This window comes from Streptomyces albofaciens JCM 4342, assembly GCF_008634025.1.
GTDB lineage: Bacteria > Actinomycetota > Actinomycetes > Streptomycetales > Streptomycetaceae > Streptomyces > Streptomyces albofaciens.
The window spans coordinates 3,865,787-3,891,615 of record NZ_PDCM01000001.1; the positions used below are offsets into that span (position 1 = coordinate 3,865,787).

Consider the following 25,829-nt stretch of genomic DNA (forward strand, 5'->3'; position numbering starts at 1 on the left):
CCAAGAGGGACGGTGTGTACGACGGTGTGTACAGGGGAGGACGCGGCGCTGCCGCAGCCACTGCGGCGCCCCAGCCCGGCCAGTTGCAGTACGACACCGCCGAACCTGATGACGCCGGTATTCGGGTTCGCCAGGAAGACGAGAGGTTCAGGAGTGGTGAACACGGTGAACACCGCGACGGCGAAGGCGACGCTCAGCACTCGCAGGAGACTTTGACTGTTCGCCAGGTGAGTTCGACTGCCCGGGCGGGCGATGTTCGCCGTGCTCGCGTTGCTCGTCGCCCTGGTGCCGTCCGCGGACCGCCCGGCTGCCGGAGCGGGCGCTCCCGGAGCACTCGACTGCTGTCTGCGGTCTCGTGGTAGCGGTAAGCGCTGTGGAAGCTGTCCCCTCAGCCTGCTGATTCCCCCGCGTGCGGGCTCAATACGCCTGCGCCGACCAGGGCGAACAGGGCGATGCCGAGCAGGATGCGGTAGATGACGAAGGGCATGAAGCTCTTGGTGGTGATGAAGCGCATGAACCACGCGATTACGGCATATCCCACGACGAAAGCGATGACTGTGGCGAAAATGGTCGGACCCCAGGAAACGTGGCTCGCGGCGGCTTCAGCGCCGAAGGCGTCCTTGAGTTCGTAGACGCCGGAGGCCAGGACGGCGGGGATGGCGAGGAGGAAGGAGTAGCGGGCAGCGGCCTCGCGGGTGTAGCCCATGAGGAGGCCGCCGCTGATCGTGGCGCCGGAGCGGGAGACGCCCGGGATCAGGGCCATGGCCTGGCAGACGCCATAGATCAGGCCGTCCTTGACGTTCAGGTCGGTGAGGGTCTTGCGCTGCTTGACGGCGCGGTGGCGGCCGCCGGACTCGTCGCGGGCGGCCAGGCGGTCCGCGAAGCCCAGGACGACGCCCATGACGATGAGAGTGGTCGCGATCAGCCGCAGGTCGCGGAAGGGGCCCTCGATGGCGTCCTTGAGGGTGACGCCCAGCACCCCGATCGGGATCGAGCCGACGATGACCAGCCACCCCATCTGGGCGTCGTGGTCGTGCCGCAGCTCGCGGTTGAAGAGGGAGCGTGCCCAGGTCCCGACGATCCGCGCGATGTCCTTGCGGAAGTAGATCAGTACGGCGGCCTCGGTGCCGATCTGCGTGATCGCGGTGAAGGCCGCGCCGGGGTCGTGCCAGCCCGCGAACGCCGCGGTCAGCCGCAGGTGCGCGCTGGAGGAGATGGGCAGGAACTCGGTCAACCCTTGGACCAGGCCGAGGATGAAGGATTCAAACCAGTGCATCGGAGCTATGCCATCCAGAGGGTGATCAAGCGCTTACCCGGTGAAGACGCGGGTCAGGCGGCACGAGGACGGAAGGGACGGGAGCGGATACGGGGGGCCGACGGGGTCGGCGACCGGTTGGGGGGCAGCGTAGCGCCCGAAGGTGTCCGAGGGGCCAAAGGGCTCTTTCCGGGCACCCGCCGGTCAACGTCCTCGGATTGACGCCCGTTTGCGCCAGGCCACGGCCACCGCGGCCAGGCCGGAGACCACGATGAAGGCCGTGGAGATCAGGAAGGCGGGCGAGGTGGGCGACGAGGCGCGGGCGCCGGCGATGACGTACGCGGCGGTGTTGGGCACGCTGCCCAACGTGGTGGCCAGCAGGAACGCGCCCCAGCCCATGCGGGAGACCGCGGCGCAGTAGTTGGTCGCGCAGAACGGCAGGCCGGGGAAGAGGCGGATCGCCATCATCGAGCGGAAGCCGTGCTCGCTGAGCTGCCGGTCGGCGGCGGTCAGCCAGCGGGCCCGCAGCAGCGGCCGCAAGGCGTCCTGCCCCAGCAGGCGGCCGAGGCCGAACGCGAGGCCTGCGCCGAGCACCGTACCGGCCAGCGCGGAGAGGAAGCCGGGCAGGCTGCCGAAGATCGCGCCGGCGGCGAGGTTCAGGACCGGGCGGGGGACGAAGGCGGTGGTGCACACTCCGTACGCGAGTCCGAAGATCACCACGGCACCGCCGCCGGCCCACGCCGGCGGCCACCCGTGGGCCAGCAGCCGCTGCGGCTGCCAGACGACCATCGCGATGGCGGCACCGGCGAGCAGTACGAGGAGTACGGCGAGCCGGGCCCAAGGGGAGAAGAGCACACGCGTGCAGCGCGCGGCGAGGCCGTCGGGCGTTGCGGCGGGTTCGAGCATCCCGGGAGCGTAACCGACGAGCGTGGCGTGAAGGTGTATTCACGTTCGCTCGGGGGTGAACCGGGAGGGGGGTGAGGGCGGTGGGGGAGGAGAGGGGGGAGAGGCGAGGGGGAGGAGGAGGGGAGAGGGAGGAGGGGAGAGGGAGAGAGATGTAGGCGGGCGGCGAGGGGGCAGCCCTGACCAACCTCCCCCGTAAATAAATCGCTCGACGCGGCCCGCCCCCACGCGAGATCCTTACGGCATGTTCCGGCAGTCCTACCTCGCGCTCACGTCCGCAGTCGCGGACGCGCCGAAGGCTGCCGTCGACTCGATCGCGGCGCTCATCGCCGCCCTCAAGGCCGAGGCCGAGGCCGACGCCGTGCAGTTCCCCGGCGCCGCCATCGCCACGGACACCGTCGCGGCAGACGCCGCCCCCGCCGCTGCCGCGGCCGGCGCGGCCGTCCCCGCGGCCATCGGCGCGCGAAGCTGACCCTCTCCGGATCGACCGGCGAACCCCGCAAGGGGAGGGTCGGTGGGATCGAGGGGTTCCCACGGCGGTCCGTGAGACCGCCGTATTCACCGCTTCTTCGCGAGGAACGACAGCCATGCCCAAGACGGCATACGTGCGCACCAAGCCCCACCTGAACATCGGCACCATGGGCCACGTCGACCACGGCAAGACGACCCTGACCGCCGCGATCACCAAGGTGCTCAGCGAGCGCGGCAGCGGCACCTTCGTGCCCTTCGACCGGATCGACCGGGCCCCGGAGGAGGCCGCGCGCGGCATCACCATCAACATCTCGCACGTCGAGTACGAGACCGACACCCGGCACTACGCCCATGTCGACATGCCGGGCCACGCCGACTTCATCAAGAACATGGTCACCGGCGCGGCGCAGCTCGACGGCGCGATCCTCGTCGTCTCGGCGCTCGACGGGATCATGCCGCAGACCGCCGAGCACGTCCTGCTCGCCAAGCAGGTCGGCGTCCGGCACGTCGTCGTCGCGCTGAACAAGGCCGACGCGGGCGACCCCGAGCTGACCGACCTGGTGGAGCTGGAGGTCCGCGAGCTGCTGTCGGCGCACGGTTACGACGGAGACCACGTACCCGTCGTACGGGTCTCCGGACTGCGTGCCCTGGAGGGCGACGTGCGCTGGAGCCAGGCCATCGAGGCGCTGCTCGACGCGGTGGACACCTATGTACCGACGCCCGAGCGCTACCTCGACGCGCCGTTCCTGCTGCCGGTGGAGAACGTGCTGACCATCACCGGGCGCGGCACGGTCGTCACCGGGGCCGTCGAGCGCGGCACGGTGCGGGTCGGCGACCGGGTCGCGGTGCTCGGCGCCGACACGGAGACGACCGTGACCGGCGTGGAGACCTTCGGGAAACCGATGGAGTCGGCCCAGGCCGGGGACAACGTCGCGCTGCTGCTGCGCGGCCTGCACCGGGAGCAGGTGCGCAGGGGACACGTCGTCGCGGCGCCGGACAGCGTGACGCCGCGGCGCCGCTTCACCGCCGAGGTGTACGTGCTGTCCACGGAGGAGGGCGGCCGCCGCACGCCGCTGTCCACCGGGTACCGCCCGCAGTTCTACATCCGTACGGCGGACGTGGTCGGCGACATCGACCTCGGCGAGCGCGCGGTCGCCCGGCCCGGCGAGACGGTGACGATGACCGTCGAGCTGGGGCGCGACGTCCCGCTGGAGCCCGGCCTCGGCTTCGCCATCCGCGAGGGCGGCAGGACGGTCGGGGCGGGGACGGTCCGTACGGTGGCCGACGGGTAGCCGATGGCGCGTAGCCGGATGGCGCGTGGCCGGAGCGGGAGCGGAAAGCCGGAGCGTGAGCGATGGCAGCCAGCAGCCAGCCGCCCGTTCCGGCCCGCCCAGCACCGGTGCAGGGACGGTACGGGCTGCCACACTGCCGTACGGAAGTGTCCCGAACCGAACCTGACCCGAACCCGACCCACCCGGAAAGGGGACCGCGATGACCGGGACGGCGCTGGTGCTGGGCGGCGGGGGCTACACGGGCATCGGGTGGGAGATCGGCATGCTCGCCGGTCTCGTCGAGGCCGGTGTCGATCTGGGTACGGCCGATGTCGTCATCGGGACCTCGGCCGGTTCCATTGTGGGCGCCCAGCTCACGTCCGGCCGGCTGGCACCGGACGAGCTGTACGCGCGCCAGCTGGCCCCGGTCACGGGGGAGACCGCGGCGCGTATGGGGACGCGGGAACTGGCCCGGTTCGCCTGGCTGGCGCTGCGTTCGCGCGATGCCGTGGACTTCGGCGTACGGATGGGACGCCTCGCCATGACCGCCCGTGCGGCGTCGGGGCCCAGCCGTCGCGACGCCATCGCGCAGCGCCTGGTCTGTCACGACTGGCCCGCGCGGCGGCTGATGATCACGGCGGTGGACGCGGTGACCGGGCGGCGGACGGCCTTCGACGACACGAGCGGCGCCGGCCTGGTGGACGCGGTGAGCGCGAGCTGCGCGGTTCCCGGCGTGTGGCCGCCGGTGAGCATCGGCGGGAAGCGGTGGATCGACGGGGGCGTGCACTCCAGCGCCAACGCGGACCTCGCCGACGGGTACGGCCGGGTCGTCGTCCTGGCGCCGGTGGCGGCCGGCGGCGGGCCGATCGCCACCGCGCGGTCGCAGGGGGCGGCCCTGGCGCGGCGCGGTGCGCGGGTGAGCGTCATCGTTCCCGACCGCACGGCCCGCGCCGCCTTCGGCCGCAACGTCCTGGATCCGGCCAAACGCGCCGCCGCGGCCCGCGCCGGCCGCCGTCAGGCCGCGGCGCACGCCAGGGAAGTCCGGGCGGTGTGGGAGGAGTGAAGCAGGGGGCGGACGGGGCGGGGCCGCCGTTACGGGCGCGACGCGGCCGGTCCGACGGGGGTCGGAGCGCGCCCCCGTACCGGCACAATAGGACGGTGGACGAAGCAGCCGGGCGGATACGGGACACGCGGGCCGAGGGCGGGACGGCCGGAGCGGCCGGGACAGCTGGGACAGCCGGGACAGCCGGGGCGGCACCCGGCCCGGAAGCGGGCCCCGAAGCGGAACCAGTGGTACCAGCGCAACCCAACCCGCTCGACCCCGGCCCCGACTCCGACCCTGGCCCGGACTCTGACTCCGGCCTCGACTCCGACCCTGGCCCGGACTCTGACTCCGGCCCCAACTCCGACCCTGGCCCGGACTCTGACTCCGGCCTCGACTCCGCCCCCAGCCCCGGCCCCGCCCCCGGCCTGGACTCCGGCTCCGGCCCGGACTCCGGCTCCGGCCCCAACTCCGCCCCAGGTCCCGACCCCATCCCCGTAACCCGCCCCGTCGACTGCGGCACCGCCAAGCTGATGCCGGACGTGGACCGTGCGCGCGCCTGGCTGCTGACCGTGGACGGTGCCCCGCAGTCGTACGTCGATCTCGACGCGCCGACCGAGCTGGAATTCGAGTACGCGCGCCGGCTCGCGGCCCTCCTGGACGCGGCCGCCGCTCCCACCGAGCCGGTCGACGTGCTGCACCTGGGAGGCGGGGCGCTGACGCTGCCGCGTTATCTCGCCGCGACCCGTCCGGGCTCCCGCCAGGACGTCGTCGAGGCCGACCGGGGGCTGCTCGCGCTGGTCGCCGAACATCTGCCGCTGCCCCCGGACAGCGGCATCGCGGTGCGGGCCGAGGACGCCCGTACGGCCCTGGAAGCGGCGCCGGAGCGGAGCGCGGACGTGATCGTGGCGGATGTCTTCGGGGGCTCGCGGGTGCCCGCGCACCTGGCCTCGGTCGAGTACGCGCGTGCCGCCGCCCGGGTGCTGCGTCCGGACGGGATCTACGCGGCGAACCTCGCCGACAGCGCGCCCTTCGGCTTCCTGCGGGCCCAGCTCGCCAATTTCGCCACCCTCTTCGACCACCTCTGCGTGATCGCCGAACCCGCCGTGCTGCGCGGCCGCCGCTTCGGCAACATCGTGATGGCCGCGTCCCGTGCCGAACTGCCGCTCACACAGCTGGCCCGGCGCACCGCGGCCGATGTGTTCCCCGCGCGGGTCGAGCACGGCGCCGCGCTCCGGCGGCTGATCGGTGACGCGGTACCGGTGCACGACGACCAGGCCGTACCGTCACCCCGTCCGCCCGACGGAGCCTTCAGCATCGGCTGAGGCGGCGGCGCCGGTGGCCGGGCCCGGCGCCGGGGCCGCGGTCGGAATCGGGCCCGCGGCCGGGTCCTGGCCCGGTGCGCCGTGCCGTGCCGGCCCGCTGTCGGGCCGGCGCGTCAGCCGGCGGACATCCCGTACGCACAGCGCGGCCGCCGTCAGCAGCGCGATGAGCGCGGAGCAGCCCCACAGCGCGGCGGTCCGCCCGATCAGGTCCTGTACGGGGCCGGCCAGCGCGGTGGCCAGCGGAGTGATCGCCAGCGAGCCGAACCAGTCGTACGACGAGACCCGGGAGAACTTCTCCTCCGGTATCTCCTGGTGCAGCGCCACCATCCACAGCACGCCGAACACCTCCAGCGCGATGCCGGTGCCGAACATCACCACCAGGAGGACGGGGACCGGTACCGGAACGGCGAGCGCGGCCGACGGGAGGGCGAGCGGGAAGACGCACAGGATGCCGGTGAGCAGGATGCGGCGGGGCTTGACGCGCATCATGAGCAGCGCGCCGCCGACCGTGCCCGCGCCGAAGGCGGCCAGCGCGAGGCCCCACGGGCCGGGGCCGCCGAGGTGGTCCTCGGCGACCATCGGCCCGTACACCGCCTCGGCCGCCACCACGACGGCGTTGACGACCGCGAACTGTCCGATCACGGCCCACAGCCAGGGCCGGGAGACCACCTCGCGCCAGCCGTCGCGCAGGTCGTGCAGAAGGCCGGCGCCGGGGGCGCGCTCGGGGAGGTGGCCGACGTCGAGGAAGGCGCGCAGGGCGCCCGCGACGGCGAAGGCCACGGCGTCGACGGCCAGGACCCAGCCGGGGCCGACGGCGGCGACCAGCGCGCCGCCGAGCGCGGCACCGCCGATGTTCGCGCCGTTCATGCTCATACGGAAGAAGGCGAAGGCCCGGCCGGAGTGCTCACCGGAGACGCTGGAGAGGACCATCCCCTCGGAGGCCGGGGCGAAGAACGCCTGCCCGGTGCCACCGAGCGCGGCCAGTACCGCCATCTGCCAGAGCCGTGCTTCTCCGGTCAGCACCAGGAGGGCGAAGAGGCCCTGCGAGACGCAGTTGAGCGCGTTGGCGGCGACCATCACGCGGTGGCGCGGCAGCCGGTCGGCGACCGCGCCGCCTATCAGGAGGAAGACGACGAGCGGCACCGTACGGGCCGTGGCGACCAGGCCGACGTCGGTGGCCGAGCCACCGGTGCCGAGCACCGCGAACGCCGCCGCGATGAGCGAACCGGCGCTGCCGAGGTTGGCGACCACGGCGGCGGTGGTGAGCAGGGTGTAGTTGCGTCCGGCCCAGGCGGGGCGGCGACGGGGGCGGCGGGGGCCGTCGCGGCCCGTGCTCAGCACGGTCGCCCCGGAGAGCACCACTGGGGCGCGTGCCGCGCGGGATAGGGGTTCTGCTCGCCTCCGGGCGGCTGCTGACCTGGCCACATGGGCCACCACGATAAGCGTCGCGGTCCTCCGGCGGGAAAGCCGGGCGGGGCTTCCCCCAACAAGCTACTCATAGGTAACATGCCGCCATGTCCTCCGACACCCAGCCGTCGATCGGCGCAATGATGGCGGCCACCGTACCGATGGCCCGCACGCTCAGCCTCGTCTTCGTCGAGACCACCGCCGAGCGGGCCGTGGTCCGGCTGCCCGACCAGGCGGATTACCACAACCACGTCGGCGGGCCGCACGCCGGCGCGATGTTCACGCTCGCCGAGTCGGCCAGCGGCGCGATCGTGCTCGCGGCCTTCGGCGACCAGCTCCAGCGCGCCGTGCCGCTCGCCGTACGGGCCGAGATCGGCTACAAGAAGCTCGCCATGGGCCCGGTCACCGCCACCGCCGAACTCGGCCGTCCGGTCGCCGACGTCCTCGCCGAGCTGGACGCCGGCGAGCGGCCGGAGTTCCCGGTGAACGTCGCGATCACCAGGGAGGACGGCGCGGTCACCGGCGAGATGACCATCGTGTGGACGCTGCGCCCGAACGACCCCGCGAAGGAGAAGGGGGAGAAGTAGGGCCGGCGGCGTCGGCGACTCCAAGCCGGTCGCCGTGGCGGCGGCCCGGGCCGCTCGCCTCGCCGGCGGCCCCGAACCGGCCGCCGCATCACGAGTCCGGAATCCGCCCCGCCCCCTTCCGCACACCCATCGCACAAAATCCCGCGGGCTTCGAGGCAACTCCACGCCGCCGGGTCGCGTCTCGTACGGCGGTACGGAAATGTGGCCCGGTCAGCGGCCCGCCGCCCTGGTGTCCACCGGCCCGTCGCGTACCGCGCGGCGGCCCGTATCCCTGACGCCGGGGCAGCGGGGCGGCCGAAGGAGATCGAGTAGGCTGCCCGGGCGCGCCGCGGCAGGCGGACGCCCGGGGGAATTCCGGTCATCGACGGCGTCGCCGGCGCCGGGCAGTGGCCCGCGGGGGCCCGACACCTAGTTGGAGGAAGCGGCCTTGCAGATGGAGTGGCTGGAGACGATTCCGGCCGTGAGCGTGTACCTCATCGTGGGGTTGGTCATCGGCCTGGAGAGCCTCGGCATTCCGCTGCCGGGTGAGATCGTCCTGGTGAGCTCGGCGCTGCTCGCCGCGACACAGGACCACATCAATCCGCTGGTGCTGGGCGCCTGTGCGTCCGCCGGCGCGATCATCGGGGATTCCATCGGCTATCTGATCGGCCGCAAGGGCGGACAGCCGCTGGTCAACTGGGCCGGGCGGAAGTTCCCGAAGCACTTCGGGCCCGACCAGGTGGCGATGGCCGAGGAGAAGTTCGAGAAGTGGGGCATGTGGGCCGTCTTCTTCGGCCGCTTCGTCGCCCTGCTGCGCATCTTCGCCGGGCCGCTGTCGGGCGTGCTGAAGATGCCGTACTGGAAGTTCCTTATCGCCAACGTGCTCGGCGGCATCGTCTGGGCCGGCGGCACGACCGCGCTGATCTACTACGTCGGTGTCGTCGCCGAGTCCTGGCTCAAGCGCTTCTCCTGGCTGGGGCTGGTGGCCGCGGTGCTGATCGGCATCGGTTCGTTCGTCGTGATGAAGCGGCGGGCGGCGAAGGCGGCGGCCCAGCGCGAGGCGTCGGCCGCCAAGCCGGTGGACGCGCTGGCGGAGTGACGCGACGGCGGTCCGTCAGGTGAGACCGTGCCCGCAGCGGGGCCCCGGGAGGGGACCGCTGCGGGTTTCCTTTTGCGCGGTGCGGGTGGGGACGAGGGGTACGGCGGCGGGTACGGATCCGGGCGCGGGGACGCCCGCCGGTCCGGAGGCCGCCAGCGCGATGGCCAGCAGGACCTGGCTGTACGCGGGTCCGGGGCCGTACCAGACGTCCTGATACGCGTGCTCGACGGCCCTGCGCAGCCAGGCCACCGCGGTGCCGGTGTCCGCGCGGCGCAGGGCCAGGACGCCGCGGGCGTGCGCGACGCGGGCCAGTGTGTCCGCGTCGGCGTGCCGGGCGGCCGCGTGCGTGGCCCGGTCGAGCAGTGACTCGGCGGTGCGGTGGGCGTGGTCCTGCGCGGCGAGCCAGCCCGCCAGCCACAGGGCGCGGGCCCGTACGGCGGCGTCCTCGCCACAGCGCCGCAGCAGCCGGCCGAGATGGGCGCGGCCCTCCCGCCGCCGGCCGCAGACGGCCCACCGGAACCAGAGCGAGACCGCGGTGTCCAGGGCGGTACGGGCGTCCGCGGGGTCCAGCGGGGGCCGGGTCAGCGCAGCCCGCAGGTTGTGCTGCTCGGTTTCGACCAACTGCACGGCGCTCCGGCGGTCGGGGCCCTGCCAGGCGATCTGAGCCTCGGCGGCAAGCGCGGCGCAGGCCATCCGGAACGCGCGCAGCGCTGCGGCCTCCTCGCCCACCGCCCGCAAGCGCGCCAGGCCCACGGTGCGGGCGGCGGCGGGGAGACGGTAGCGGGGTGGGGCAGGGGGGCGGGGACGAGGGGCACCGGGGTCGGCAGCGCGGGCTGTGGCGGCGGTCGGGGTGTCCCGTACGCGAACGAGGACGGACGCTCGCAGCAGGCGTTCGAGAGCCGCCTCGACCTGCTTCGCAGGAACGTCACTGCTGATGCCGACACACCCCGCCAGCCAGCCGTCGAAGTCCCCGGGGAGGGTGGAGAGCCGCGCCCACACCAGGCGATCGGCGGCGGTGAGCGGGGCGGGGGAGGAGGGCGGGCCGGGGTCGCCTGCTGGGACGTATGGCGCAAGGGTGGCCGCCCCGTACAGCTCGGGTGCGATCGCGTACGAAGCGGGCGCGATCCCGGGCAGCTTGGGCGCGATCCCGGACGGCTCGGGCGCGATCCCGGGCAGCTCGGGCGCGATCACCTCCGGCTCGGAAGCGCCCGCACCGTCCGGCCGCACCCTCCGCACCTCGACGACCCGCTCCGCCCCCACCCCCAACGGCTGCCGAGCGGTGGCCACGATCCGCAGGTCATCCGCGGCGGGTGCGCCCGCCCTCGCCACCCCCACGTGCCTCGCCACCCCCATGTGTCCCGTCCCCGCCCGCAGCAGCTGCCGCACCAGCCAGGCGCACGCGCCGGCCACGGGATCGCAGTCGTCGAGCAGTACGGTCAGGCCGTGCCGGGCGCAGTAGGCGGCCAGGGCCTGCGGCGCCGTGTCGTACGGCAGGCCCGCCGCCCGGTTGAGGGCCGCGGTGACGCCGTCCCCGGTCACGTTCTCCCGGCAGCCGACCCGGACGAAGCCGCCGGGGCGGCCGTCGTGCCGCGCGGCCTCCTCCAGGACGGCTCGGGCGAGTGTGCTCTTCCCCACGTTCGCGGGGCCGGTCACGGTCACCAGCGGGGTACGGGCGAGCAGCCCCCGCAGGGCGCTGCGCTCCGCCGCGCGGCCCGTGATCCCGGGCGGCGGCGGGTCCTCGGCCCCTGAGCTCATCGATCATCCCCGTCCGCGGCACCGCACCGTGCCGCGCCGTCGCCAGTCGGGAACACACGATGCCCGGAGCCCGCGGCGCGAATCAACCGCATCGCGACATACCGATCGAGGGAACCTGAACCCGCCTGTTCGACATCCATATGCCTGGAAGCGCACGACGGGGTGCGCGGCCGTGCCGTCGTCCCGCGCGGGGGCGGCCGGACGCTGCCCCGGGGGAGCGTCGGCCGGCCGACCGGCTGATCTTATTCTGGTGTCTTTCGCCTGACGGGGCGGAGGGCAGCACCCGCTGTCCCCGCCCGGACATGAGTTTGCGAGGAGTTCGTCCCGATGAAGCGCCTGCGTACCAGTACCGCGGCCGTCGCCGCGGTGAGCCTGCTGGCGATGGGGCTCGCGGCCGGCTGCGGAACCAAGGACCGGGACGAGGTCGACGCCTCCCATGTGCCGCAGCTGCGTCCGCAGGCGCGCGAGGCGAGCAGCGGTACCGCCAAGGTGATCCAGCCCACCGGGCCGCGGTCGGACTTCGTGACCGAGCGCACCACCGGCGACGACGGCACGAAGATAGTCAAGACCCGCTGGCACGGGAAGAAATCCGGGTTCACCGGCGACATATGGTCCTGGGTGCCGCCGCAGTACAACCAGCCGCAGTACGCGAAGAGCGGTTTTCCGGTCCTCATAGCGCTGCCCGGCTCGTACGGCTACCCGAACAACTACTGGATCGGCGGCGACTTCAAGCTGGAGGAGAAGATCGCCGAATGGTCGCAGTCCGGCAAGACGCTGCCGTTCATCCTGGTGATGCCGGTCCTGAACCCGAAGAAGAAGTACTACGACGGCAGTGACATCCCCGGCCAGCCGAAGATGGGCACCTGGCTGACGGAGGACGTCCCGGCCTTCGCCCGCGCCAATTACCGTACGTACGACAGCCGTGACGGATGGGCGTTCATGGGGTCCTCCTCGGGCGGATTCGCGGGCCTGAAGGCCGTGCTGAAGAACCCGCGGAAATTCAAGGCGGTCATCGCGAACGGCCCCGACACCCTGCCGGATTCCCCGATGTGGAACGGCCACCCCAAGGAGAAGCGGGCCAACGACCCGCGCTGGCTGGCCGAGCAGCTGAAGGCCAAGGGCGGCCCCGATGTCTACCTCGCCTTCGAGCTGGGCTCGAAGGAGGTGGCCGTGCCGTACGTGAAGAAGTTCATCAAGGAACACACCGGCGGCCCGATCCACCACACGCTGTTCGAGATCCCCGACGGCCGGCACAGCGGCCACACCTACATCCAGCGCATGCCGGAGTCGCTGCACTGGATCAGCGAGCAGATGCTGGGCCCGGTACCGGCCCAGGCCCGGACCAAGTCCTGAGAGGGCCCGGAAGCTCCTGACAGCTCGCCGCCGCCGCTCGTCGGCAGCTGTCGCTCACGCCACCGCAGGAACGGACGCGGCTGCGCGACGGCGTTTGCAGTACGCGACGGTCAGCACGGCCAGCAACGGGCCCCACAGGGCCAGGGGTGCGTAGCAGAAGTAGTACCAGGCGGCCTCCCAGCCGGTGGTCAGGGACGGGGAGCCGGCGGGCAGGCCGTCGCCTTGGAACGTGGTGCCCCTGATCTCGGAGACGGTGAACAGGAGGGTGAACACGAGGGTGAGGATCGAGGCCCCGATGGTGGCCGGGACGACCGCCGCCGTCATCGGGACCCGGCGGCCGCGCAGAAACGGGATCCAGCGGGGGAACACCTCACCCCAGCGGGCGATCAGGCCGAAAGCGGTGAACGCCAGGATTTCGGAGAAGACCGTCAGGGAGATGATGTAAAGCCGCTCGGCGGGCCCGATCCCCTCGTCGAACGCGGCCGGCAGCCGCCAGATGCCGGCGGGCAGGACGGTGAACGGCACGGCGAAGGCAGTGAGCCGTATCCGTCGTGACACCCCGGGAACGGGGTCGTGGGCGGACCGCCATGCGGCGCGGAGCCGTCCGGGGCGCGGGGCAGTGGGTCCTTCGGCGTGCCGGGGCGGATGCATGCTTGGTCCTCGGTTTCCGTGGGCCGGGGCCGGCCCGTTCGGTCATGAGGATTCCGGTCGGGGACGCGCAGGGGATCGTTCTCAGGGACAACTCGGCTCCGCCTGACGGCTGACGGATCGAGTCGGGTCTCCCCTTCGCGTGAGGCTTGTGCTGGACTGTCCTGGTGTCATCCGCACACGACGATCGGGGTGAGCGCGGTGCCTCTTGAGGGCGAGTACGAGCCGAGTCCGGCGCAGTGGGTGCGCGACCAGGTCGAGCTGTACGAGAGTTCGGGTGGCACCCAGGGCACCACGCTCTGGGACACGGGCCTGCCGGTCGTCATCGTCACGATGCGCGGCGCGAAGAGCGGCAGGATCCGCAAGATTCCGCTGATGCGCGTGGAGCACGAGGGACGGTACGCGGCGGTGGCCTCGAAGGGCGGCTTCCCGCGCCACCCGGTCTGGTACTTCAACCTCAAGGCCGACCCGCGGGTGGACCTCCAGGACGGCCCCGAACGCCGGGGCATGGTGGCCCGAGAGGTCACCGGGGACGAGCGGGCCCAGTGGTGGCAGCGCGCGGTCGCCGCGTATCCGCCGTACGCCGAATACCAGGAGAAGACCTCCCGCGTGATCCCGGTCTTCGTCCTCGAACCCGAGCACCTGGCCGGGCCGGTGAAGGACCCGGCGCCGACAGGGAATTGAGGGCGGACCCCTCGCGCGGCGCTGCCTCCACCACCACCCTGCGGGAGACTTCCGGACCGGACCGCTTAGCCTGCCACCAGGCGCGACGACCGACCCGGCGAAGAGGAGTACGGCCATGGAGCAGCGAGCACTGGTTGCGGGCGTGGGTGGCAAGGAGCCGGACGTCGATCCGGGGGCTTTCGTGGCGCCGACCTCGGTGGTGGTCGGAGAGGTGGCGCTCGCGGCCGGCGCGAGCGTCTGGTATCACGCGGTGCTGCGCGCCGACTGCGGCCCGATCGTGCTGGGCGCGGACAGTAATGTCCAGGACAACTGCACGGTCCACGTCGATCCCGGGTTCCCGGTGACGGTCGGGGAGCGGGTCTCGGTGGGGCACAACGCGGTGCTGCACGGGTGCACGGTCGAGGACGACGTACTGATCGGGATGGGGGCCACCGTCCTCAACGGCGCGCACATCGGTGCCGGGTCGCTGGTCGCGGCGCAGGCGCTGGTGCCGCAGGGGATGCGGGTGCCGCCGGGGGCGCTGGTCGCCGGGGTGCCGGCCAAGGTCAGGCGGGAGCTGACCGAGGAGGAGCGGGACGGCATCCGCCTGAACGCCACGATGTACGTCGAGCTGGCGAAGAGCCACCGGGAGGTGGCGGAGGAGCGATAGCGCCGCGGGCCTTCGGGGGGCGGGGTTCGACCGGCGTACGGCCATGACCCCGGCGTACGGCCGTGACCGGCATACGGCCGCGAGCGGCGTACGGCGTGACCGGCGTAAGGCCGCGAGCGGCGTACGCTGCGCCTGCGCGCCGTAGGCAACGGCACCACCATCGAAGGCATGGCCCCCTCCGACGCGCTGCCCCCGCTCAGACCCATGCTCGCCACCCCCGGTCCGCTGCCCGCGGCCGGGGAGGAGCACCAGTGGGCGTTCGAGGCGAAGTGGGACGGGGCGCGGTGCCTCGGCCGGGCGCCGGGTGACGGGACGCTGCGGCTGGTCACCCGGGCCGGGAACGACGCGACGGCGACGTATCCCGAGCTGGCGCCGCTCGGTGAACGGCTGCGGGGCCGGTCCGCGGTCCTGGACGGCGAGGTGGTGGTCCTGGACGCGGACGGGCGGCCGGACTTCGGGCTGCTGCAACGGCGGATGGGCGTCACCAGCAGGCGCCGCGCGACGAGCCTGGCCATGGACCACCCGGTGCACCTCGTCCTGTTCGACGTGCTGTACCTCGACGGGCGGCCGGTGCTGGACCTCCCGTACGTGGAGCGCCGCGCCCTCCTGTCGGAGCTGGGGCTCGACGAGGGACCGCACTGGTCGGTCCCGGCGTATGTGACCGGCCACGCACGCCGGACGTGGGAGGCGACCCTGGACGCCGGCTTCGAGGGGGTCGTCGCCAAGCGGCTGACGTCGCGCTACGCCCCCGGCGTCCGGTCGGCCGAGTGGCGCAAGACGAAGCACCTGGTGACCCTCGACGTGGTCATCGGCGGCTGGACGGAGGGCCGCGGCGGCCTGTCCGGGCTGCCCGGCGCCGTACTGGTCGGCCTGGACGAACCGGACGGGCTGCGCTACGTCGGCTCCGTCGGATCGGGGCTCTCCGGCCGCGAACGCCGGGAACTCGCCGGGTACTTGGGAGTCGTACGGCGGGACACGCCGCCCTTCGCCGACCCGGTCGACGTGCCGGGCGCCCACTGGGCCGAGCCGCGGCTCGTCGCCGAGGTCACCTTCACCGGCTGGACCTCCGCCGGCCGCCTCCGGCAGCCGACCTGGCACCGGCTGCGGCCGGACCTCACCCGACTGGACTGAGGGGGCCGGACCGGTTCCGGGACGCCGGCCGGTGCCGGCCCGCACATCCGCTCCCGCTCCGCAACTCGTGCAGAGGGCTTGCGGGTTGCCGCGGTGATCGGCTCGCAGGGAAGCGCGCGGCGCCGACCAGGCACTTCTTCGCGTGACGGACGCCGGGGCGGGGGCGTGGGAGAACTCCGGCGCGCACGCCCGGTGGAGTGGTCGCGCTCACCCGGTGGTTTGCCGTTTCGCCGCAGGGTGACCCGTGGAGCTACGTAAAAGCTCCAGCCAGCGTGTACGACCGGCAAGGAAGGGAGCGGCCATGCCCTTGCTCGCCGCCCTCTGGCCTTTGGCGATGCTCGGACTCGTGATTGCCCTGGGCCGGTACGAAGAAGCCCTCCTCCGCCCCCGCCGCTCCCGGCGGCCGCCCTCGGCCGAGCCGCAGGCCGCGGTCGCCCGCGGCCGGCAGTACCGCAGGCCGGGCCCGTACGGGCGGGCCGCCTCCATCGACCGCTACCGCCATTCCGCCTCCCCCAATCGGCTGCCCGCCCATCCGCTGGTCTTCAAGGGCGGCGCACCGCAGCGGCTTCCCCGGCGCCACGGGCACCGGCCGTCCTCCTGAACGAAGAAGTCCTCCTGGAGAAGTCCTCCTGGACAAGTCCTCCTGAGTAAAGGCGCCCTCTTCCTCAGCTCCTCCCCAGCCTCCCCCGACCTCTCCCTGAGCGCGACAACCCGCGTTCTGGGCGCAGAGGATCGTGGGCGAGGAAACGGGGAAGAGCGGCGCCGGCGGCTGTGTTCTCAACCGGTCCGGCGCCTGCCTCCCGGCGGCCGCTTGCGGAAGGCTGCGGGACGGGTAACTCGCCACACCAGTCGGTAAACACCTCATTCGTGTGACGATTCGGCCGGGCTGTCCAGGACGGTCCGGCCGCGCCCGGCCGCGGTCACGCCGCGGCGAGGGCGTCCGCCAGCGAGCTGTGCAGCGGGATGGTGCGGTGCGCACCGGTGAGGCGGAACGCCTTGCGGACCATGGGCCGGTCCGCGGCCACGCTCAGCGTCACACCGCGCTCCCGCGCGGTGCGCTGGCAGCGCAGCAGGGTCTGCAGGCCGGCCACGGTGATGATGGGCGCGCGCAGGTCGATGACGACACCGTTGGCCGGGGGCGCGTTCAGCAGGCCCTGGAGGCCGGCGGCCATCTGGTGGGTGTTGGCGATGTCGATGATCTCGGGGACCTCTATCACGAGGCGGTCGGCGACGCGGTAGTTCGACAGGTTCATGGTGACTCCGGCACGGGGCGTGGACGCCCGGTGTGGCTTGATGGTGACGACGGAGGGCGGGGTCCGGGCCCGGTCGGGAGGTGTGGGCCGGTGCGAGGCGTGCGGCCTGGAAGCCGGTACGCCGCGGCCCCGTGTCGTCGCCGTACGGGCGGACCGGCGTCAGTCGGCCGGTGCCCGGTCGGGCGACGGGCGGTGCGGCGGGCGGGGCGCCGTGGCGCCGCCGGGTCTGGTGCGGGCCGCCGAGGTGCCGTGGCGGAGCACGGCGCCCGGCCACCAGTCGTGACTGCCGTGCTCCAGATGGCGCAGCAGTACGCCTTCGCGCAGCGCCCACGGGCAGATGGTGACCCGGTCGACGCCCATCGCCTTCATCGCCTGGTGCGCGACGACGGCCCCGGCCGGAGCCTGGCGGCTGCGGGCGGCGGAGATGCCCGGCAGCGCGGCCCGCTCGGCCGCGGGCAGCGCCGCCAGCTGCCGGATCGCCTTCTTGAGGTCCTTGCGGGCCAGGTGGCGCGCGACGAACGGGCCGTCCCGGCCGGGCGGGGCCCCGCACAGCCGGGCCAGCTGCTGGAACGTACGGGAGGTGGCCACGAAGGTGTGCGGCTCCTCCCAGCGCACCCGCGCCGCCACGTCCTTGAGCGAGTCGCGTACATACCGGCGCAGCTCCCGCAGTGCCTCGCGGTCCGGCCTGTCGTCGCCGGGCAGGAATTCTCGCGTCAGGCGCCCCGCGCCCAGGGGAAGGGAGTAGGCGAAGTCGGGCCGGGCGCCACGGCCGAACGCGACCTCCAGCGAGCCGCCGCCGATGTCCAGCAGTGCCATCGGCCCGGCCTGCAGCCCCGTCCAGCGCCGCGCAGCGAGGAACGTCAGCTCAGCCTCCACCTCGCCGGGCAGCACCGCCAGCCGCATCCCGCTCTCCGCGCGGACCGTCGCCAGCACCTCGTCCCGGTTGGCGGCGTCCCGGACCACGGCCGTGGCGTACGCGAACAGCCGGTCGCACCGCCGGCGCGCCGCCTGCTCACGGGCCCGTGCCACCGCGGCGGCCAGCCGCCGCGCGCCCTCCAGGGGCACCGTCCCGTCCCTGGTGACGTGCTCGGCCAGGTGGACCCGGTCCTTCAGCGAGTGGGCCGGCAGGGGCACGCCGCCGGTCACTTCGCTGATCAGCAGGTGTACGGAGTTCGATCCGGCGTCCAGGACGGCTAGGCGCATGTTTGTGCGGATACCCCTTCCGGCGCGATTCAGTGCTCGCGTCGCAGCCGGATCCGGTGGCCTGCGGCGGACGCGGGCGTTCCGTATGCGGACCGGCGAGGCGCCGTGGTGCGGGCGCGCTCCGGCTGATGCGCTCCCCGGCGCGCGCCCGCACCCCTGCCGGGCGCTTGGCCGGACGGTTCCGGGATACCCGAGGCCCCCATATACCGGCCCGATACCGGTGGCCGGGTCCGGCCGCCGAGAGGGGAGTCCGCCATGTCACCCGCCGACCGGGAAGAACACCTCATCGCCGCCCTGCTCGATCTCGCCGACCCGGCCGGTGGGCAGGAGGCGGCCGACCCGGTGGAACGGCTGGCCGCCTACTGCCTGCGGCTGCCGGGGGTGCAGGCGGGCGGTGTGCTGCTCGCCGACGAGCGGGAACCCCGGATCATGACCGCGGACCGGGACGACGCGGCCGAGGCGCTGGAGCGGGTCCAGGTCGAACTCGACGAGGGCCCCTGCCGGGACACCTGCCGTACGGGGGTGACCCTGGCCGACGTCCCGCTGCGCCACCCGGACGCCCGCGCCCGCTGGCCGCGCTTCACCGCCCAGGCCCTGGACCGGGGCTACAGCGCCACCACGGCCCTGCCCGTGCGCTACCGGGACCGCCGCCTGGGCGCCGTCAACCTCTTCCACCAGCACGGCGCGCTGACCCACAGGGAGATCACGCTCAGCCAGGCGCTGGCCGACGCCGTCGGCATCGGGCTGGCGTACCGGCAGGACCTGCACGGCCTCCGGGACCGGACCGGGCAGCTCCAGACCGCCCTGGTCAGCCGCGTTCTGATCGAACAGGCCAAGGGCGTGCTCGCCGAGCGGCTGGGCCTCACACCGGACGAGGCGTTCACGTTGATGCGCGGGTACGCCCGCGCGCACCAGACCAGGCTGACGGAGGTCGCCCGCCGGGTCATCACCGGTCCCGCCGATTCCGGCCCCTTCGCGCGGTCCGGCCGCGATTGACCGGTGTACCGCCGCGGGGGCCGCTCACCCGGCCGACGGCGCCCGCCGTTCGCTCTCGGCTGCGGGCCTGTTTCGCGAAAAGGGCAACGGGCACTCCGTAACGCATGGCACGGGAGGGCCCGGACGTGCGGGGCGGGGACGAAGAAAAGCAGTGAGTCCTGGAGGCAGGAAAGCAATGGATCACGGTACGAACAAGACCGGCCCGGCCCGGGACGACATGATGAAGAAACAGCTTCAGGGCGAATTGAAGGCCGACCGCGCGCTGCGCGCGGAAGAGGACCACGAAATGGAGCCCGCGGGCGAGGACCAGCCCGCGGTCGACCGGACCGCCGGCGCGCCCGCGCCCGGCAGCACCCCGGACGGCCTCACACCCGAGGCCGTGGCGATCCGCACGGAACTCGCCCAGCACCTGGGCCGCAGCGTGTACCCGGCCGACCGCGACACCATCGTCGGCACGCTCCGGCAGAACCACGCCCCGGACCGGCTGGTCGAGCTGGCCGAACGCCTTCCGGGCGACGAGCGGTACGAGAACGCACAGCGCATCGTGGAATCGCTGGGGCTCGGCAGGTAAGCACACCCCCGTACCGGGAAAACCCCGACCGACCGTCATCGCGCTGGAAAGAGAGCTGCCATGTCCGATGAATCGATGGGCGACGAGGTCTACCAGCCGACCGCGTCCGACAAGCAGGGAACGTCCGACGAACTCGATATGGAAGACGCTCTCGACGAACCGGACTACGACGAGATGCTGGACCAGGGATATTCGCCGCCCGAAAAGCCGCTGGCCGTGAACCAGCCGGGCACCACCGCGAACGAACAGCGGGCGGGCGAGAGCCTCGACGAACGGCTCGCCAGGGAGCGGCCGGACGTCGAACCGCCGGACGACGACGGCATCGGCGACCAGCCGGACGCCGAGGGCGAGCCGGTGGACCGCCAGGTGGGTGACGAGCGCGCCGGGCGGATGACCGGCAGCGACGAGGGCGACGCGCTGCGGCTGCGCGACGACGAGGTGGGCCGCGACGTCGGTGTCGACGGCGGCGCCGCGTCGGCGGAGGAGGCCGCCGTGCACATCGCCGACGACCCCGACCTCTCGCGCTGAGCCGGGCGGCGGCTCCGCGCCGCGTGCCGTCCCCGCCCGGCGGCCGGGCGCCGGTCAGGAAGCCTTCGCGTGGCTCCGGCCGCCACTGCCGGACAGGGCGTCGAGAAGTTCGTCGCGCGTCATCGAGGACCGGCCCGGAACGCCGGCCTCGGTGGCGCGTTCGTACAGTTCGGCCTTGTTCAGCCCCGTGAGGTCCTCGGGGCGCGGAGCCTTCCGGCCCGTTCCCCCGGAGCGGCTCTTTCCGGTGCCCGTTCCGGTCCTTTTTCCGTCACGGCGCCGTCCTGTCGCTCGCGATTCCTTTCCCCGCTTCCCCTTCTTCGTCCCCCGGACCGAATCGACGCTGGCCTGCAAAGCGCTCATCAGGTCCACGACGTTCGTCGACTCCGGCGGCTCCTGGCTCTTTTCCACCGTCTCGCCCTTGCGCTTGGCCTCGATGAGCCCGCGCACCTGCTCCTGATAGGTGTCGTGATAATCCTCCGGGCGCCATGCGGTGCTCAGCGCCTCGATGAGCTGGACCGCCGTTCTGAGCTCCCGGTCCGGAATCTTCGTACGGCCGGGCAGGTCGCCGATTTCCTCGTACGGGTCGCGGATCTCGTCCGCCCAGTGCAGGGTGTGCAGGGCCAGGATGTCGGCCTCCGCCTTCACCGCGACCAGATAGGCGCGGTTGCGCATGACGAAGGTGGCGATACCGGCTTTGTTGGACTCCTGGAGAGCCCGGTGCAGCAGGGCGTAGACCTTGGCGTGATCCTTGCCCCGCGGGCCGAGGTAGTACGTGGTGGCGAAATAGACCGGCTCGACCGCGTCCAGGTCCACGAAACCGCCGATCTCCAGCGCCTTGGACCGGCCGGGCGCGATGTCGTCCAGTTCCTCGGGCTCGACCAGGACATAGCCGTCCCCCACGTCGACCCCTTTGACGATCTCCTCGGCGGGCACCTCTTTCCCGGTGCGCTCGTTCACCCGCCTGTTGCGGACCCGGTCGGACGTCCCGCGCTGGATCTGGTGGAAATGCACGGTGTGGCTCTCCGTCGCCGAGTACATCCGTACCGGCAGACTGACCAGCCCGAAGGACAGGGACCCGCTCCAAATGGCTCGTGCCATGGTCTGCACCACCTCCGGGACCATCGCACGCCGGATACGGGCCGTCCGCATCCCGGCGGCCCTCGGGAGCGGCAGCGGCGGCACGCGGTACGGAAAGGGGAAAACGCCAGGTGTTCGCCGGGGCAGGACGGGTACCGCGTCAACACATCCGTCTGTGGAGGTATCGACGATGACCGGAAACGACCAGCGCAATCCCGTGGACGAGCATCCGAAGCCGGAATTCCCCCAGCAGGACCAGCCGCATCCCGGGGAGACGGACGCCATGACGCCCCGGCCCGACCACGGCGAGACGTCCTACGAGGGCACCGGCCTGCTGCGCGACCGCCGGACGCTGATCACCGGCGGGGACTCCGGGATCGGCCGGGCCGTCGCGCTGGCCTTCGCCCGTGAAGGGGCGGACGTGGCCTTCACATATCTGGAGGAAGAGGAGAAGGAGGCCGGGGAAACCGTCCGGCTGGTCGAGGACGCGGGGCAGCGGGCGCTCGCGGTGTCGTGCGACATCCGCGCGGAGGAGCAGTGCCGCGCCCTGGTGGACCGGGTGGTGCGGGAATTCGGCCGTATCGACGTCCTGGTCAACAACGCGGCTTATCAGATGGCGCAGCCGGACGGTATCGAGGGCATTTCCACGGAGCAGTTCGACCGGGTGCTGCGGACGAATCTCTACGGCATGTTCTGGCTCTGCAAGATGTCGCTGCCGCATATTCCCGAAGGCGGCAGCATCATCAACACGACATCCGTCCAGGCGTACCAGCCGAGTCCGCACCTGCTCGACTACGCGACCACCAAGGGCGCCATCGTGACCTTCACCCACGGGCTGGCCGGCCAGCTCGCCGAGCGCGGCATCCGCGTCAACGGGGTGGCCCCCGGCCCGGTCTGGACGCCGCTGATCCCCTCGACGCTTCCGGACACCACCGAATTCGGCAAGCAGAGCCCGCTCCAGCGGGCCGCCCAGCCCGTCGAGATGGCCCCCGCCTACGTCTTCCTGGCGTCCCAGCAGGCCAGTTACATCACCGCGGAGATCGTCAACGCGACCGGCGGCACACCGCTGCCGTAGCCGACGCACCGTGGGCGGATGCGGCACCGCCGTACCGCGGCGCCCCCTGCGCACCCCGAGACCGAGGAGGCTCCCATGCTCAGCGCCATCGCCGATGTGCTCCGCGCCATCGGGAACGCGATCGCGACCGTCGTCACCCTCCCCTTCCGCGCCCTCGCCCGCCTCTTCGGCGGCGCTTCGCGCGGTGCCCGGTGAGCCGCCGGGACCGGGCCGGGGCGCGGACCGTCGTCGTCACGGGCGCCAGCGCCGGGATCGGCCGGGCGACGGCCCGGCTCTTCGGGGCCCGCGGCGCCGATGTCGTGCTGGTCGCCCGCGGCCGTACGGGACTGGAAGCGGCCGCCGCCGAGGTCGAGGAGCGGGGCGGCCGGGCCCTGGTGGTGCCCACCGACGTGGCCGACCCGGAGCAGGTCGAGGCGGCGGCCCAGGCGGCGGAGGACGCCTTCGGGCCGATCGACGTGTGGGTCAACTGCGCGTTCAGCACGGTGTTCGCGCCGTTCACGGAGGTCACGCCGGAGGAGTACCGGCGCGCCACCGAGGTCACGTACTTCGGGTTCGTCAACGGCACCCGGGCCGCGCTCCGGCGCATGCTGCCGCGGGACGCGGGCGCGATCGTGCAGGTCGGCTCCGCCCTCGGCTTCCGCTCCGTGCCGCTGCAGTCGGTGTACTGCGGCGCCAAGCACGCCATCAACGGCTTCACGTCCAGTGTGCGCACCGAATTGCTGCACCGGGGGAGCCGGGTGGCGGTCACCGTCGTCCAGATGCCCGCGGTCAACACGCCGCAGTTCGACTGGGTGCTCTCGCGCCTGCCGAAGCACCCGCGGCCGGTGTCTCCCGTCTACCAGCCGGAAGTGGCCGCGCGGGCCGTGCTGCACGCGGCGGCCCACCCGCGGCGCAAGCAGTACTACGTCGGCGCCTCCACCGTGGCGACCATCCTCGGCAACCGGATCGCGCCCGCCCTGCTGGACCGCTACCTCGCCCGTACGGGTTACGACGCGCAGCAGATGGACGAGAGCCCGGGCACCGGCCGCCCGGTGAACCTGTGGGAGCCGGCGGACGGCCCGGACGGCCAGGACCACGGCGCGCACGGCATCTTCGACGACAGTTCCCACCCGCACGCGCCCCAGGCGGCCATGGCACGCCATCCCGTCCTGCTGGCGGTTGCCTCGGCGGCGGCCGGAGCGGCGGCCGCCGCCGTCTTGAAGCCCGTACGGAACGGCCGGCGCCGCTGACCCGCGGCGGACGGCGGCCGGCACCGCGTCCCCTCTCGGGGGCGGTGCCCGGCGCCGGTGGTTCAGGACGACGGCGGGTAGGCGTACTGGCGCAGCAGCCGCACCAGGTGCACCGCGTTCACGGCGAGCGTGCGCGTCGTGGACGCCACCGTTTTCGGCCGCTCCTCCAGGTCCTGGTAGTCCGTGCCGTGCTGCGCCTCGCCCACCCAGTACGTGACGGCGTTGGGCGCCAGCGAGAAGCCCAGGTCGTTGAGGCCCTGGAAGAGGTCGGCGCTGACTTTGTGGGCACCGTCCTCGTTGCCGACGACGGCCACCGCGGCGACCTTGCCGTACATCAGCTGCCGCCCCTGGTCGTCGGTCTCGGAGATGTCGGCGTCCAGCCGCTCCAGGACCCGCTGGCACAGGCTGGAGGGGTGACCGAGCCAGATCGGGGTGGCCAGCAGCACGATGTCGGCCGCCAGGATCTTCTCGCGCAGCCCCGGCCAGGCGTCCCCGTTGCCCATGTCCACGGCGACGCCGGGACGTACGTCATGGTCGGCGACGCGCACGGACTCGCACTGGACCCCGAGACCGCTCAGCTCGGCCAGTACCTGGTCCGCCAGCAACTGGCTGCTGGAGCGGGTGGGGGACGGGTTCAGGGTGCAGACGAAGGCCAGGGCCCGGATCATGGCAGCTCCTCAGAGGTCGGCAGGCGCGCGCACGCCGTGGTGCCCCCGGTGGGACGGTACCCCGGGTTCCCGCGCGCCGCCGCTCGACGCGGTGCGGGCGGCCGCCACCGCCCGGCGGTGCTCACTTCCCGGACGCGTACCGGTGCCGGGCCCAGGCGGGCAGCGCGAACCAGCACAGCAGAAACCACGCCACCAGTCCCGAGACGATCCAGGGGACGGTGCTGTCGTGCAGCGCGACGCGCAGGATCAGCAGGAACGCCGAGATGACGGTGGCCAGCAGGAGCACCAGGCCGGCGATGGTCAGCCGGGAGGCCCAGACGACCGTCTCCGGCTTGATGTGCTGCCCGGTGACGAAGCGGTGGAAGGCGACCGGCCCGATGAGCGCGCCGGTGGCCGCCGCGCCCAGGCACAGCGTCACCACGTAGATGGCCCGCTCGGTCGGCCCGAGGGTGGCGAAGCGGGGGGTGAAGACGACGGTGAGCAGGAAGCCGAAGAGGATCTGCACGCCGGTCTGGGCGACCCGTACCTCTTGCAGCAGTTCGTTCCACCGACGGTCGGCCCGTTCCTCGGCCGACTCGTGGCGGCCTTCGGACGCCTGCCGCGCGGGTGCCATGGACCAACGATAGGCGGGCGGCCGGGCGCTGTCCCGTCGGCGCCGCCCGGTGCTCGCGGGGGCCGGTGGGGTGAAGATCACAGGTGGTGGCGGGGCGGGCGGCGCGCGGTGCTGAGTACGGTGAGCGGGTGCCGAAAAAGCAGAACGTGTTCTCATCGGTGGTGGCCTGGCGCCGCCGGGCCGTGTCCCGCGCGGTGCACCGCGGAGCGCGCTGGGTGCGGGAGGCGGGCGCCGTCACCGCCGAGCGCCCGGGGCCGTACCGCTTCCGCCGGCTCGGGGCCGGCGCCCGGCTGGCCTATCCGCAGGGCACCGTCTTCGGCGACCCGTGGATCGAGATCGGCGCGTACTGCATCATCGCCCAGGACGTGACGCTGACCGCCGGCATGATGCCCGGCCTCGACCTCGGCCCCGACCCGATCCTCACCCTCGGCAACGGCGTCGTCCTGGGCCGCGGCAGCCATGTGATCGCCGATGTCCGGCTGACCATCGGCGACGACTGCTTCTTCGGCCCCGGCGTGTACGTCACGACCACCAACCACAGCTACGACGACCCCGAACTGCCCGTCGGCAAGCAGTGGCCGCGCAGCGAGCCGGTCACGATCGGCCCGGGCAGCTGGATCGGCACCGGGGCGGTGATACTCCCGGGCGCCCGGCTGGGCCGCAACGTCGTGGTCGCGGCCGGCGCGGTCGTACGGGGCGAGGTCCCCGACCACTCGGTGGTGGCCGGGGCGCCCGCCAAGGTCGTCCGCTCCTGGGACCCGGAGGCCGGCTGGCAGCCGCCGCTGCGCACCCCCGCCCCGGTGCCGATCCCCGAAGGCGTCACGTCCCAAGAGCTCATGGCGCTGGCGGCGCTGGAGGCGGAGACGGGCGGCATGGATGCGGGCGGCGCGGGGCCGGGGGAGCCGGGGCACGGGGCGCAGGGGGCGCCGGTGCCGAGGCCCGCGGACGCGCCGTGAGCGGCGGGGGCCGGGGGCAGGCACCCCGGAGGCGCGCACCCAGGGTGCACGGAGCCAGGAGGAGCGCAACCAGGGGGCGCCCAACCAGGAGGCGCGCGTCC

28 protein-coding genes are annotated in these 25,829 nt (G+C 73.1%); 18 read left to right on the forward strand and 10 right to left on the reverse strand.

Going from position 1 to position 25,829, the window contains the following annotated elements; genetic code table 11:
• Positions 1-388 precede the first annotated feature (388 nt).
• On the reverse strand, positions 389-1,276 hold the full coding sequence (locus CP973_RS17375) for an undecaprenyl-diphosphate phosphatase (RefSeq protein ID WP_150241720.1): 888 nt from the start codon (positions 1,274-1,276) through the stop codon (positions 389-391).
• Positions 1,277-1,459: 183 nt separating this feature from the next.
• Entirely contained in the window at positions 1,460-2,161 is a 702-nt protein-coding gene (locus CP973_RS17380) for a TVP38/TMEM64 family protein (RefSeq protein ID WP_150241722.1), read from the reverse strand.
• Positions 2,162-2,402: 241 nt separating this feature from the next.
• Here CP973_RS17380 and CP973_RS17390 point away from each other — a divergent pair, with 241 nt between their 5' ends.
• The 4 genes from CP973_RS17390 (at position 2,403) to CP973_RS17405 (ending at position 6,267) form a co-directional block, all read left to right on the forward strand.
• Complete coding sequence (locus CP973_RS17390) at positions 2,403-2,630, forward strand: hypothetical protein (protein WP_150241725.1); 228 nt, start codon at positions 2,403-2,405, stop codon at positions 2,628-2,630.
• Between the two features lie 115 nt (positions 2,631-2,745).
• On the forward strand, positions 2,746-3,921 hold the full coding sequence (gene tuf, locus CP973_RS17395) for an elongation factor Tu (protein ID WP_150241726.1): 1,176 nt from the start codon (positions 2,746-2,748) through the stop codon (positions 3,919-3,921).
• A gap of 199 nt (positions 3,922-4,120) precedes the next feature.
• Entirely contained in the window at positions 4,121-4,963 is an 843-nt protein-coding gene (locus CP973_RS17400; protein WP_150241728.1) for a patatin-like phospholipase family protein, read from the forward strand.
• A 512-nt stretch (positions 4,964-5,475) separates the two neighbouring features.
• On the forward strand, positions 5,476-6,267 hold the full coding sequence (locus CP973_RS17405; protein ID WP_167538453.1) for a spermidine synthase: 792 nt from the start codon (positions 5,476-5,478) through the stop codon (positions 6,265-6,267).
• Here the strand turns inward: CP973_RS17405 and CP973_RS17410 are convergent.
• Positions 6,229-7,608, reverse strand: a complete 1,380-nt coding sequence (locus CP973_RS17410) for an MFS transporter (protein WP_150241731.1) — start codon at positions 7,606-7,608, stop codon at positions 6,229-6,231. The two genes, CP973_RS17405 and CP973_RS17410, sit on opposite strands and share 39 nt — an antisense overlap.
• A gap of 173 nt (positions 7,609-7,781) precedes the next feature.
• Between CP973_RS17410 and CP973_RS17415 the strand changes: the two genes are divergently transcribed.
• The gene (locus tag CP973_RS17415; protein WP_150241733.1) at positions 7,782-8,261 is read left to right on the forward strand and encodes a DUF4442 domain-containing protein; all 480 of its coding nucleotides are present in this window, start codon (positions 7,782-7,784) and stop codon (positions 8,259-8,261) included.
• A 433-nt stretch (positions 8,262-8,694) separates the two neighbouring features.
• Entirely contained in the window at positions 8,695-9,339 is a 645-nt protein-coding gene (locus CP973_RS17420; RefSeq protein WP_150243702.1) for a DedA family protein, read from the forward strand.
• Positions 9,340-9,354: 15 nt separating this feature from the next.
• Here CP973_RS17420 and CP973_RS17425 read toward each other — a convergent pair whose 3' ends face one another.
• Complete coding sequence (locus CP973_RS17425) at positions 9,355-11,094, reverse strand: ATP-binding protein (RefSeq protein ID WP_150241735.1); 1,740 nt, start codon at positions 11,092-11,094, stop codon at positions 9,355-9,357.
• A gap of 327 nt (positions 11,095-11,421) precedes the next feature.
• Here CP973_RS17425 and CP973_RS17430 point away from each other — a divergent pair, with 327 nt between their 5' ends.
• Positions 11,422-12,447 carry an alpha/beta hydrolase gene (locus tag CP973_RS17430; protein WP_150241737.1) on the forward strand — a complete coding sequence of 342 codons (1,026 nt, stop codon included), beginning with the start codon at positions 11,422-11,424 and terminating at the stop codon, positions 12,445-12,447.
• Between the two features lie 54 nt (positions 12,448-12,501).
• Here CP973_RS17430 and CP973_RS17435 read toward each other — a convergent pair whose 3' ends face one another.
• Positions 12,502-13,098: a hypothetical protein gene (locus CP973_RS17435; RefSeq protein WP_150241739.1), complete on the reverse strand. Its 597-nt coding sequence runs from the start codon at positions 13,096-13,098 to the stop codon at positions 12,502-12,504.
• A 198-nt stretch (positions 13,099-13,296) separates the two neighbouring features.
• Between CP973_RS17435 and CP973_RS17440 the strand changes: the two genes are divergently transcribed.
• The 4 genes from CP973_RS17440 to CP973_RS17455 all read left to right on the forward strand — a co-directional run bounded on the left by CP973_RS17440 (position 13,297) and on the right by CP973_RS17455 (position 16,160).
• A complete protein-coding gene (locus CP973_RS17440) occupies positions 13,297-13,779 on the forward strand; it encodes a nitroreductase family deazaflavin-dependent oxidoreductase (protein ID WP_150243705.1) in 483 nt (160 codons plus the stop codon).
• A 115-nt stretch (positions 13,780-13,894) separates the two neighbouring features.
• Positions 13,895-14,428 carry a gamma carbonic anhydrase family protein gene (locus CP973_RS17445; RefSeq protein ID WP_150241741.1) on the forward strand — a complete coding sequence of 178 codons (534 nt, stop codon included), beginning with the start codon at positions 13,895-13,897 and terminating at the stop codon, positions 14,426-14,428.
• Between the two features lie 168 nt (positions 14,429-14,596).
• On the forward strand, positions 14,597-15,559 hold the full coding sequence (gene ligD / locus CP973_RS17450) for a non-homologous end-joining DNA ligase (RefSeq protein WP_150241742.1): 963 nt from the start codon (positions 14,597-14,599) through the stop codon (positions 15,557-15,559).
• Between the two features lie 301 nt (positions 15,560-15,860).
• Positions 15,861-16,160 carry a hypothetical protein gene (locus CP973_RS17455; protein ID WP_150241744.1) on the forward strand — a complete coding sequence of 100 codons (300 nt, stop codon included), beginning with the start codon at positions 15,861-15,863 and terminating at the stop codon, positions 16,158-16,160.
• Between the two features lie 319 nt (positions 16,161-16,479).
• Here CP973_RS17455 and CP973_RS17460 read toward each other — a convergent pair whose 3' ends face one another.
• A complete protein-coding gene (locus CP973_RS17460) occupies positions 16,480-16,812 on the reverse strand; it encodes an STAS domain-containing protein (protein ID WP_150241746.1) in 333 nt (110 codons plus the stop codon).
• 159 nt (positions 16,813-16,971) lie between these two features.
• Positions 16,972-18,015, reverse strand: a complete 1,044-nt coding sequence (locus CP973_RS17465) for a Ppx/GppA family phosphatase (RefSeq protein ID WP_150241748.1) — start codon at positions 18,013-18,015, stop codon at positions 16,972-16,974.
• Between the two features lie 255 nt (positions 18,016-18,270).
• Between CP973_RS17465 and CP973_RS17470 the strand changes: the two genes are divergently transcribed.
• The 3 genes from CP973_RS17470 to CP973_RS17480 all read left to right on the forward strand — a co-directional run bounded on the left by CP973_RS17470 (position 18,271) and on the right by CP973_RS17480 (position 20,110).
• A complete protein-coding gene (locus tag CP973_RS17470) occupies positions 18,271-19,011 on the forward strand; it encodes a GAF and ANTAR domain-containing protein (protein ID WP_150241751.1) in 741 nt (246 codons plus the stop codon).
• 175 nt (positions 19,012-19,186) lie between these two features.
• Complete coding sequence (locus CP973_RS17475) at positions 19,187-19,582, forward strand: DUF2795 domain-containing protein (RefSeq protein WP_150241753.1); 396 nt, start codon at positions 19,187-19,189, stop codon at positions 19,580-19,582.
• Between the two features lie 60 nt (positions 19,583-19,642).
• Positions 19,643-20,110: a DUF5709 domain-containing protein gene (locus CP973_RS17480; RefSeq protein ID WP_150241755.1), complete on the forward strand. Its 468-nt coding sequence runs from the start codon at positions 19,643-19,645 to the stop codon at positions 20,108-20,110.
• Between the two features lie 54 nt (positions 20,111-20,164).
• Here the strand turns inward: CP973_RS17480 and ku are convergent, their stop codons facing one another.
• A complete protein-coding gene (ku, locus tag CP973_RS17485; RefSeq protein ID WP_150241757.1) occupies positions 20,165-21,208 on the reverse strand; it encodes a non-homologous end joining protein Ku in 1,044 nt (347 codons plus the stop codon).
• A 169-nt stretch (positions 21,209-21,377) separates the two neighbouring features.
• On the opposite strand from ku, the gene CP973_RS17490 reads away from it, so the two are divergent.
• From CP973_RS17490 to CP973_RS17495, 3 genes are all read left to right on the forward strand, one after another.
• Positions 21,378-22,262: an SDR family oxidoreductase gene (locus tag CP973_RS17490; protein WP_150241759.1), complete on the forward strand. Its 885-nt coding sequence runs from the start codon at positions 21,378-21,380 to the stop codon at positions 22,260-22,262.
• A 75-nt stretch (positions 22,263-22,337) separates the two neighbouring features.
• Positions 22,338-22,457 carry an LPFR motif small protein gene (locus CP973_RS41415; RefSeq protein ID WP_003985963.1) on the forward strand — a complete coding sequence of 40 codons (120 nt, stop codon included), beginning with the start codon at positions 22,338-22,340 and terminating at the stop codon, positions 22,455-22,457.
• Positions 22,454-23,491, forward strand: a complete 1,038-nt coding sequence (locus CP973_RS17495) for an SDR family oxidoreductase (RefSeq protein WP_150241761.1) — start codon at positions 22,454-22,456, stop codon at positions 23,489-23,491. The genes CP973_RS41415 and CP973_RS17495 overlap by 4 nt, the downstream gene beginning before the upstream one ends.
• Positions 23,492-23,553: 62 nt before the next feature.
• On the opposite strand, the gene CP973_RS17500 is transcribed toward CP973_RS17495, so the two are convergent.
• The gene (locus CP973_RS17500) at positions 23,554-24,159 is read right to left on the reverse strand and encodes a flavodoxin family protein (protein WP_150241763.1); all 606 of its coding nucleotides are present in this window, start codon (positions 24,157-24,159) and stop codon (positions 23,554-23,556) included.
• Positions 24,160-24,280: 121 nt separating this feature from the next.
• On the reverse strand, positions 24,281-24,772 hold the full coding sequence (locus tag CP973_RS17505) for a DUF6328 family protein (RefSeq protein ID WP_150241765.1): 492 nt from the start codon (positions 24,770-24,772) through the stop codon (positions 24,281-24,283).
• Between the two features lie 128 nt (positions 24,773-24,900).
• Here CP973_RS17505 and CP973_RS17510 point away from each other — a divergent pair, with 128 nt between their 5' ends.
• Complete coding sequence (locus CP973_RS17510; RefSeq protein ID WP_244409563.1) at positions 24,901-25,728, forward strand: acyltransferase; 828 nt, start codon at positions 24,901-24,903, stop codon at positions 25,726-25,728.
• Positions 25,729-25,829 lie beyond the last annotated feature (101 nt).

Excerpts from the sequence above, each read along its gene's own strand:
- CP973_RS17375 (WP_150241720.1), bottom strand. The coding sequence starts at position 1,276 with ATGCACTGGTTTGAATCCTTCATCCTCGGCCTGGTCCAAGGGTTGACC.
- CP973_RS17380 (WP_150241722.1), bottom strand. The coding sequence starts at position 2,161 with ATGCTCGAACCCGCCGCAACGCCCGACGGCCTCGCCGCGCGCTGCACG.
- CP973_RS17390 (WP_150241725.1), top strand. The coding sequence starts at position 2,403 with ATGTTCCGGCAGTCCTACCTCGCGCTCACGTCCGCAGTCGCGGACGCG.
- tuf (WP_150241726.1), top strand. The coding sequence starts at position 2,746 with ATGCCCAAGACGGCATACGTGCGCACCAAGCCCCACCTGAACATCGGC.
- CP973_RS17400 (WP_150241728.1), top strand. The coding sequence starts at position 4,121 with ATGACCGGGACGGCGCTGGTGCTGGGCGGCGGGGGCTACACGGGCATC.
- CP973_RS17405 (WP_167538453.1), top strand. The coding sequence starts at position 5,476 with ATGCCGGACGTGGACCGTGCGCGCGCCTGGCTGCTGACCGTGGACGGT.
- CP973_RS17415 (WP_150241733.1), top strand. The coding sequence starts at position 7,782 with ATGTCCTCCGACACCCAGCCGTCGATCGGCGCAATGATGGCGGCCACC.
- CP973_RS17420 (WP_150243702.1), top strand. The coding sequence starts at position 8,695 with ATGGAGTGGCTGGAGACGATTCCGGCCGTGAGCGTGTACCTCATCGTG.
- CP973_RS17425 (WP_150241735.1), bottom strand. The coding sequence starts at position 11,094 with ATGAGCTCAGGGGCCGAGGACCCGCCGCCGCCCGGGATCACGGGCCGC.
- CP973_RS17430 (WP_150241737.1), top strand. The coding sequence starts at position 11,422 with ATGAAGCGCCTGCGTACCAGTACCGCGGCCGTCGCCGCGGTGAGCCTG.
- CP973_RS17435 (WP_150241739.1), bottom strand. The coding sequence starts at position 13,098 with ATGCATCCGCCCCGGCACGCCGAAGGACCCACTGCCCCGCGCCCCGGA.
- CP973_RS17445 (WP_150241741.1), top strand. The coding sequence starts at position 13,895 with ATGGAGCAGCGAGCACTGGTTGCGGGCGTGGGTGGCAAGGAGCCGGAC.
- ligD (WP_150241742.1), top strand. The coding sequence starts at position 14,597 with ATGGCCCCCTCCGACGCGCTGCCCCCGCTCAGACCCATGCTCGCCACC.
- CP973_RS17455 (WP_150241744.1), top strand. The coding sequence starts at position 15,861 with ATGCCCTTGCTCGCCGCCCTCTGGCCTTTGGCGATGCTCGGACTCGTG.
- CP973_RS17460 (WP_150241746.1), bottom strand. The coding sequence starts at position 16,812 with ATGAACCTGTCGAACTACCGCGTCGCCGACCGCCTCGTGATAGAGGTC.
- CP973_RS17465 (WP_150241748.1), bottom strand. The coding sequence starts at position 18,015 with ATGCGCCTAGCCGTCCTGGACGCCGGATCGAACTCCGTACACCTGCTG.
- CP973_RS17470 (WP_150241751.1), top strand. The coding sequence starts at position 18,271 with ATGTCACCCGCCGACCGGGAAGAACACCTCATCGCCGCCCTGCTCGAT.
- CP973_RS17475 (WP_150241753.1), top strand. The coding sequence starts at position 19,187 with ATGGATCACGGTACGAACAAGACCGGCCCGGCCCGGGACGACATGATG.
- CP973_RS17480 (WP_150241755.1), top strand. The coding sequence starts at position 19,643 with ATGTCCGATGAATCGATGGGCGACGAGGTCTACCAGCCGACCGCGTCC.
- ku (WP_150241757.1), bottom strand. The coding sequence starts at position 21,208 with ATGGCACGAGCCATTTGGAGCGGGTCCCTGTCCTTCGGGCTGGTCAGT.
- CP973_RS17490 (WP_150241759.1), top strand. The coding sequence starts at position 21,378 with ATGACCGGAAACGACCAGCGCAATCCCGTGGACGAGCATCCGAAGCCG.
- CP973_RS41415 (WP_003985963.1), top strand. The coding sequence starts at position 22,338 with ATGCTCAGCGCCATCGCCGATGTGCTCCGCGCCATCGGGAACGCGATC.
- CP973_RS17500 (WP_150241763.1), bottom strand. The coding sequence starts at position 24,159 with ATGATCCGGGCCCTGGCCTTCGTCTGCACCCTGAACCCGTCCCCCACC.
- CP973_RS17505 (WP_150241765.1), bottom strand. The coding sequence starts at position 24,772 with ATGGCACCCGCGCGGCAGGCGTCCGAAGGCCGCCACGAGTCGGCCGAG.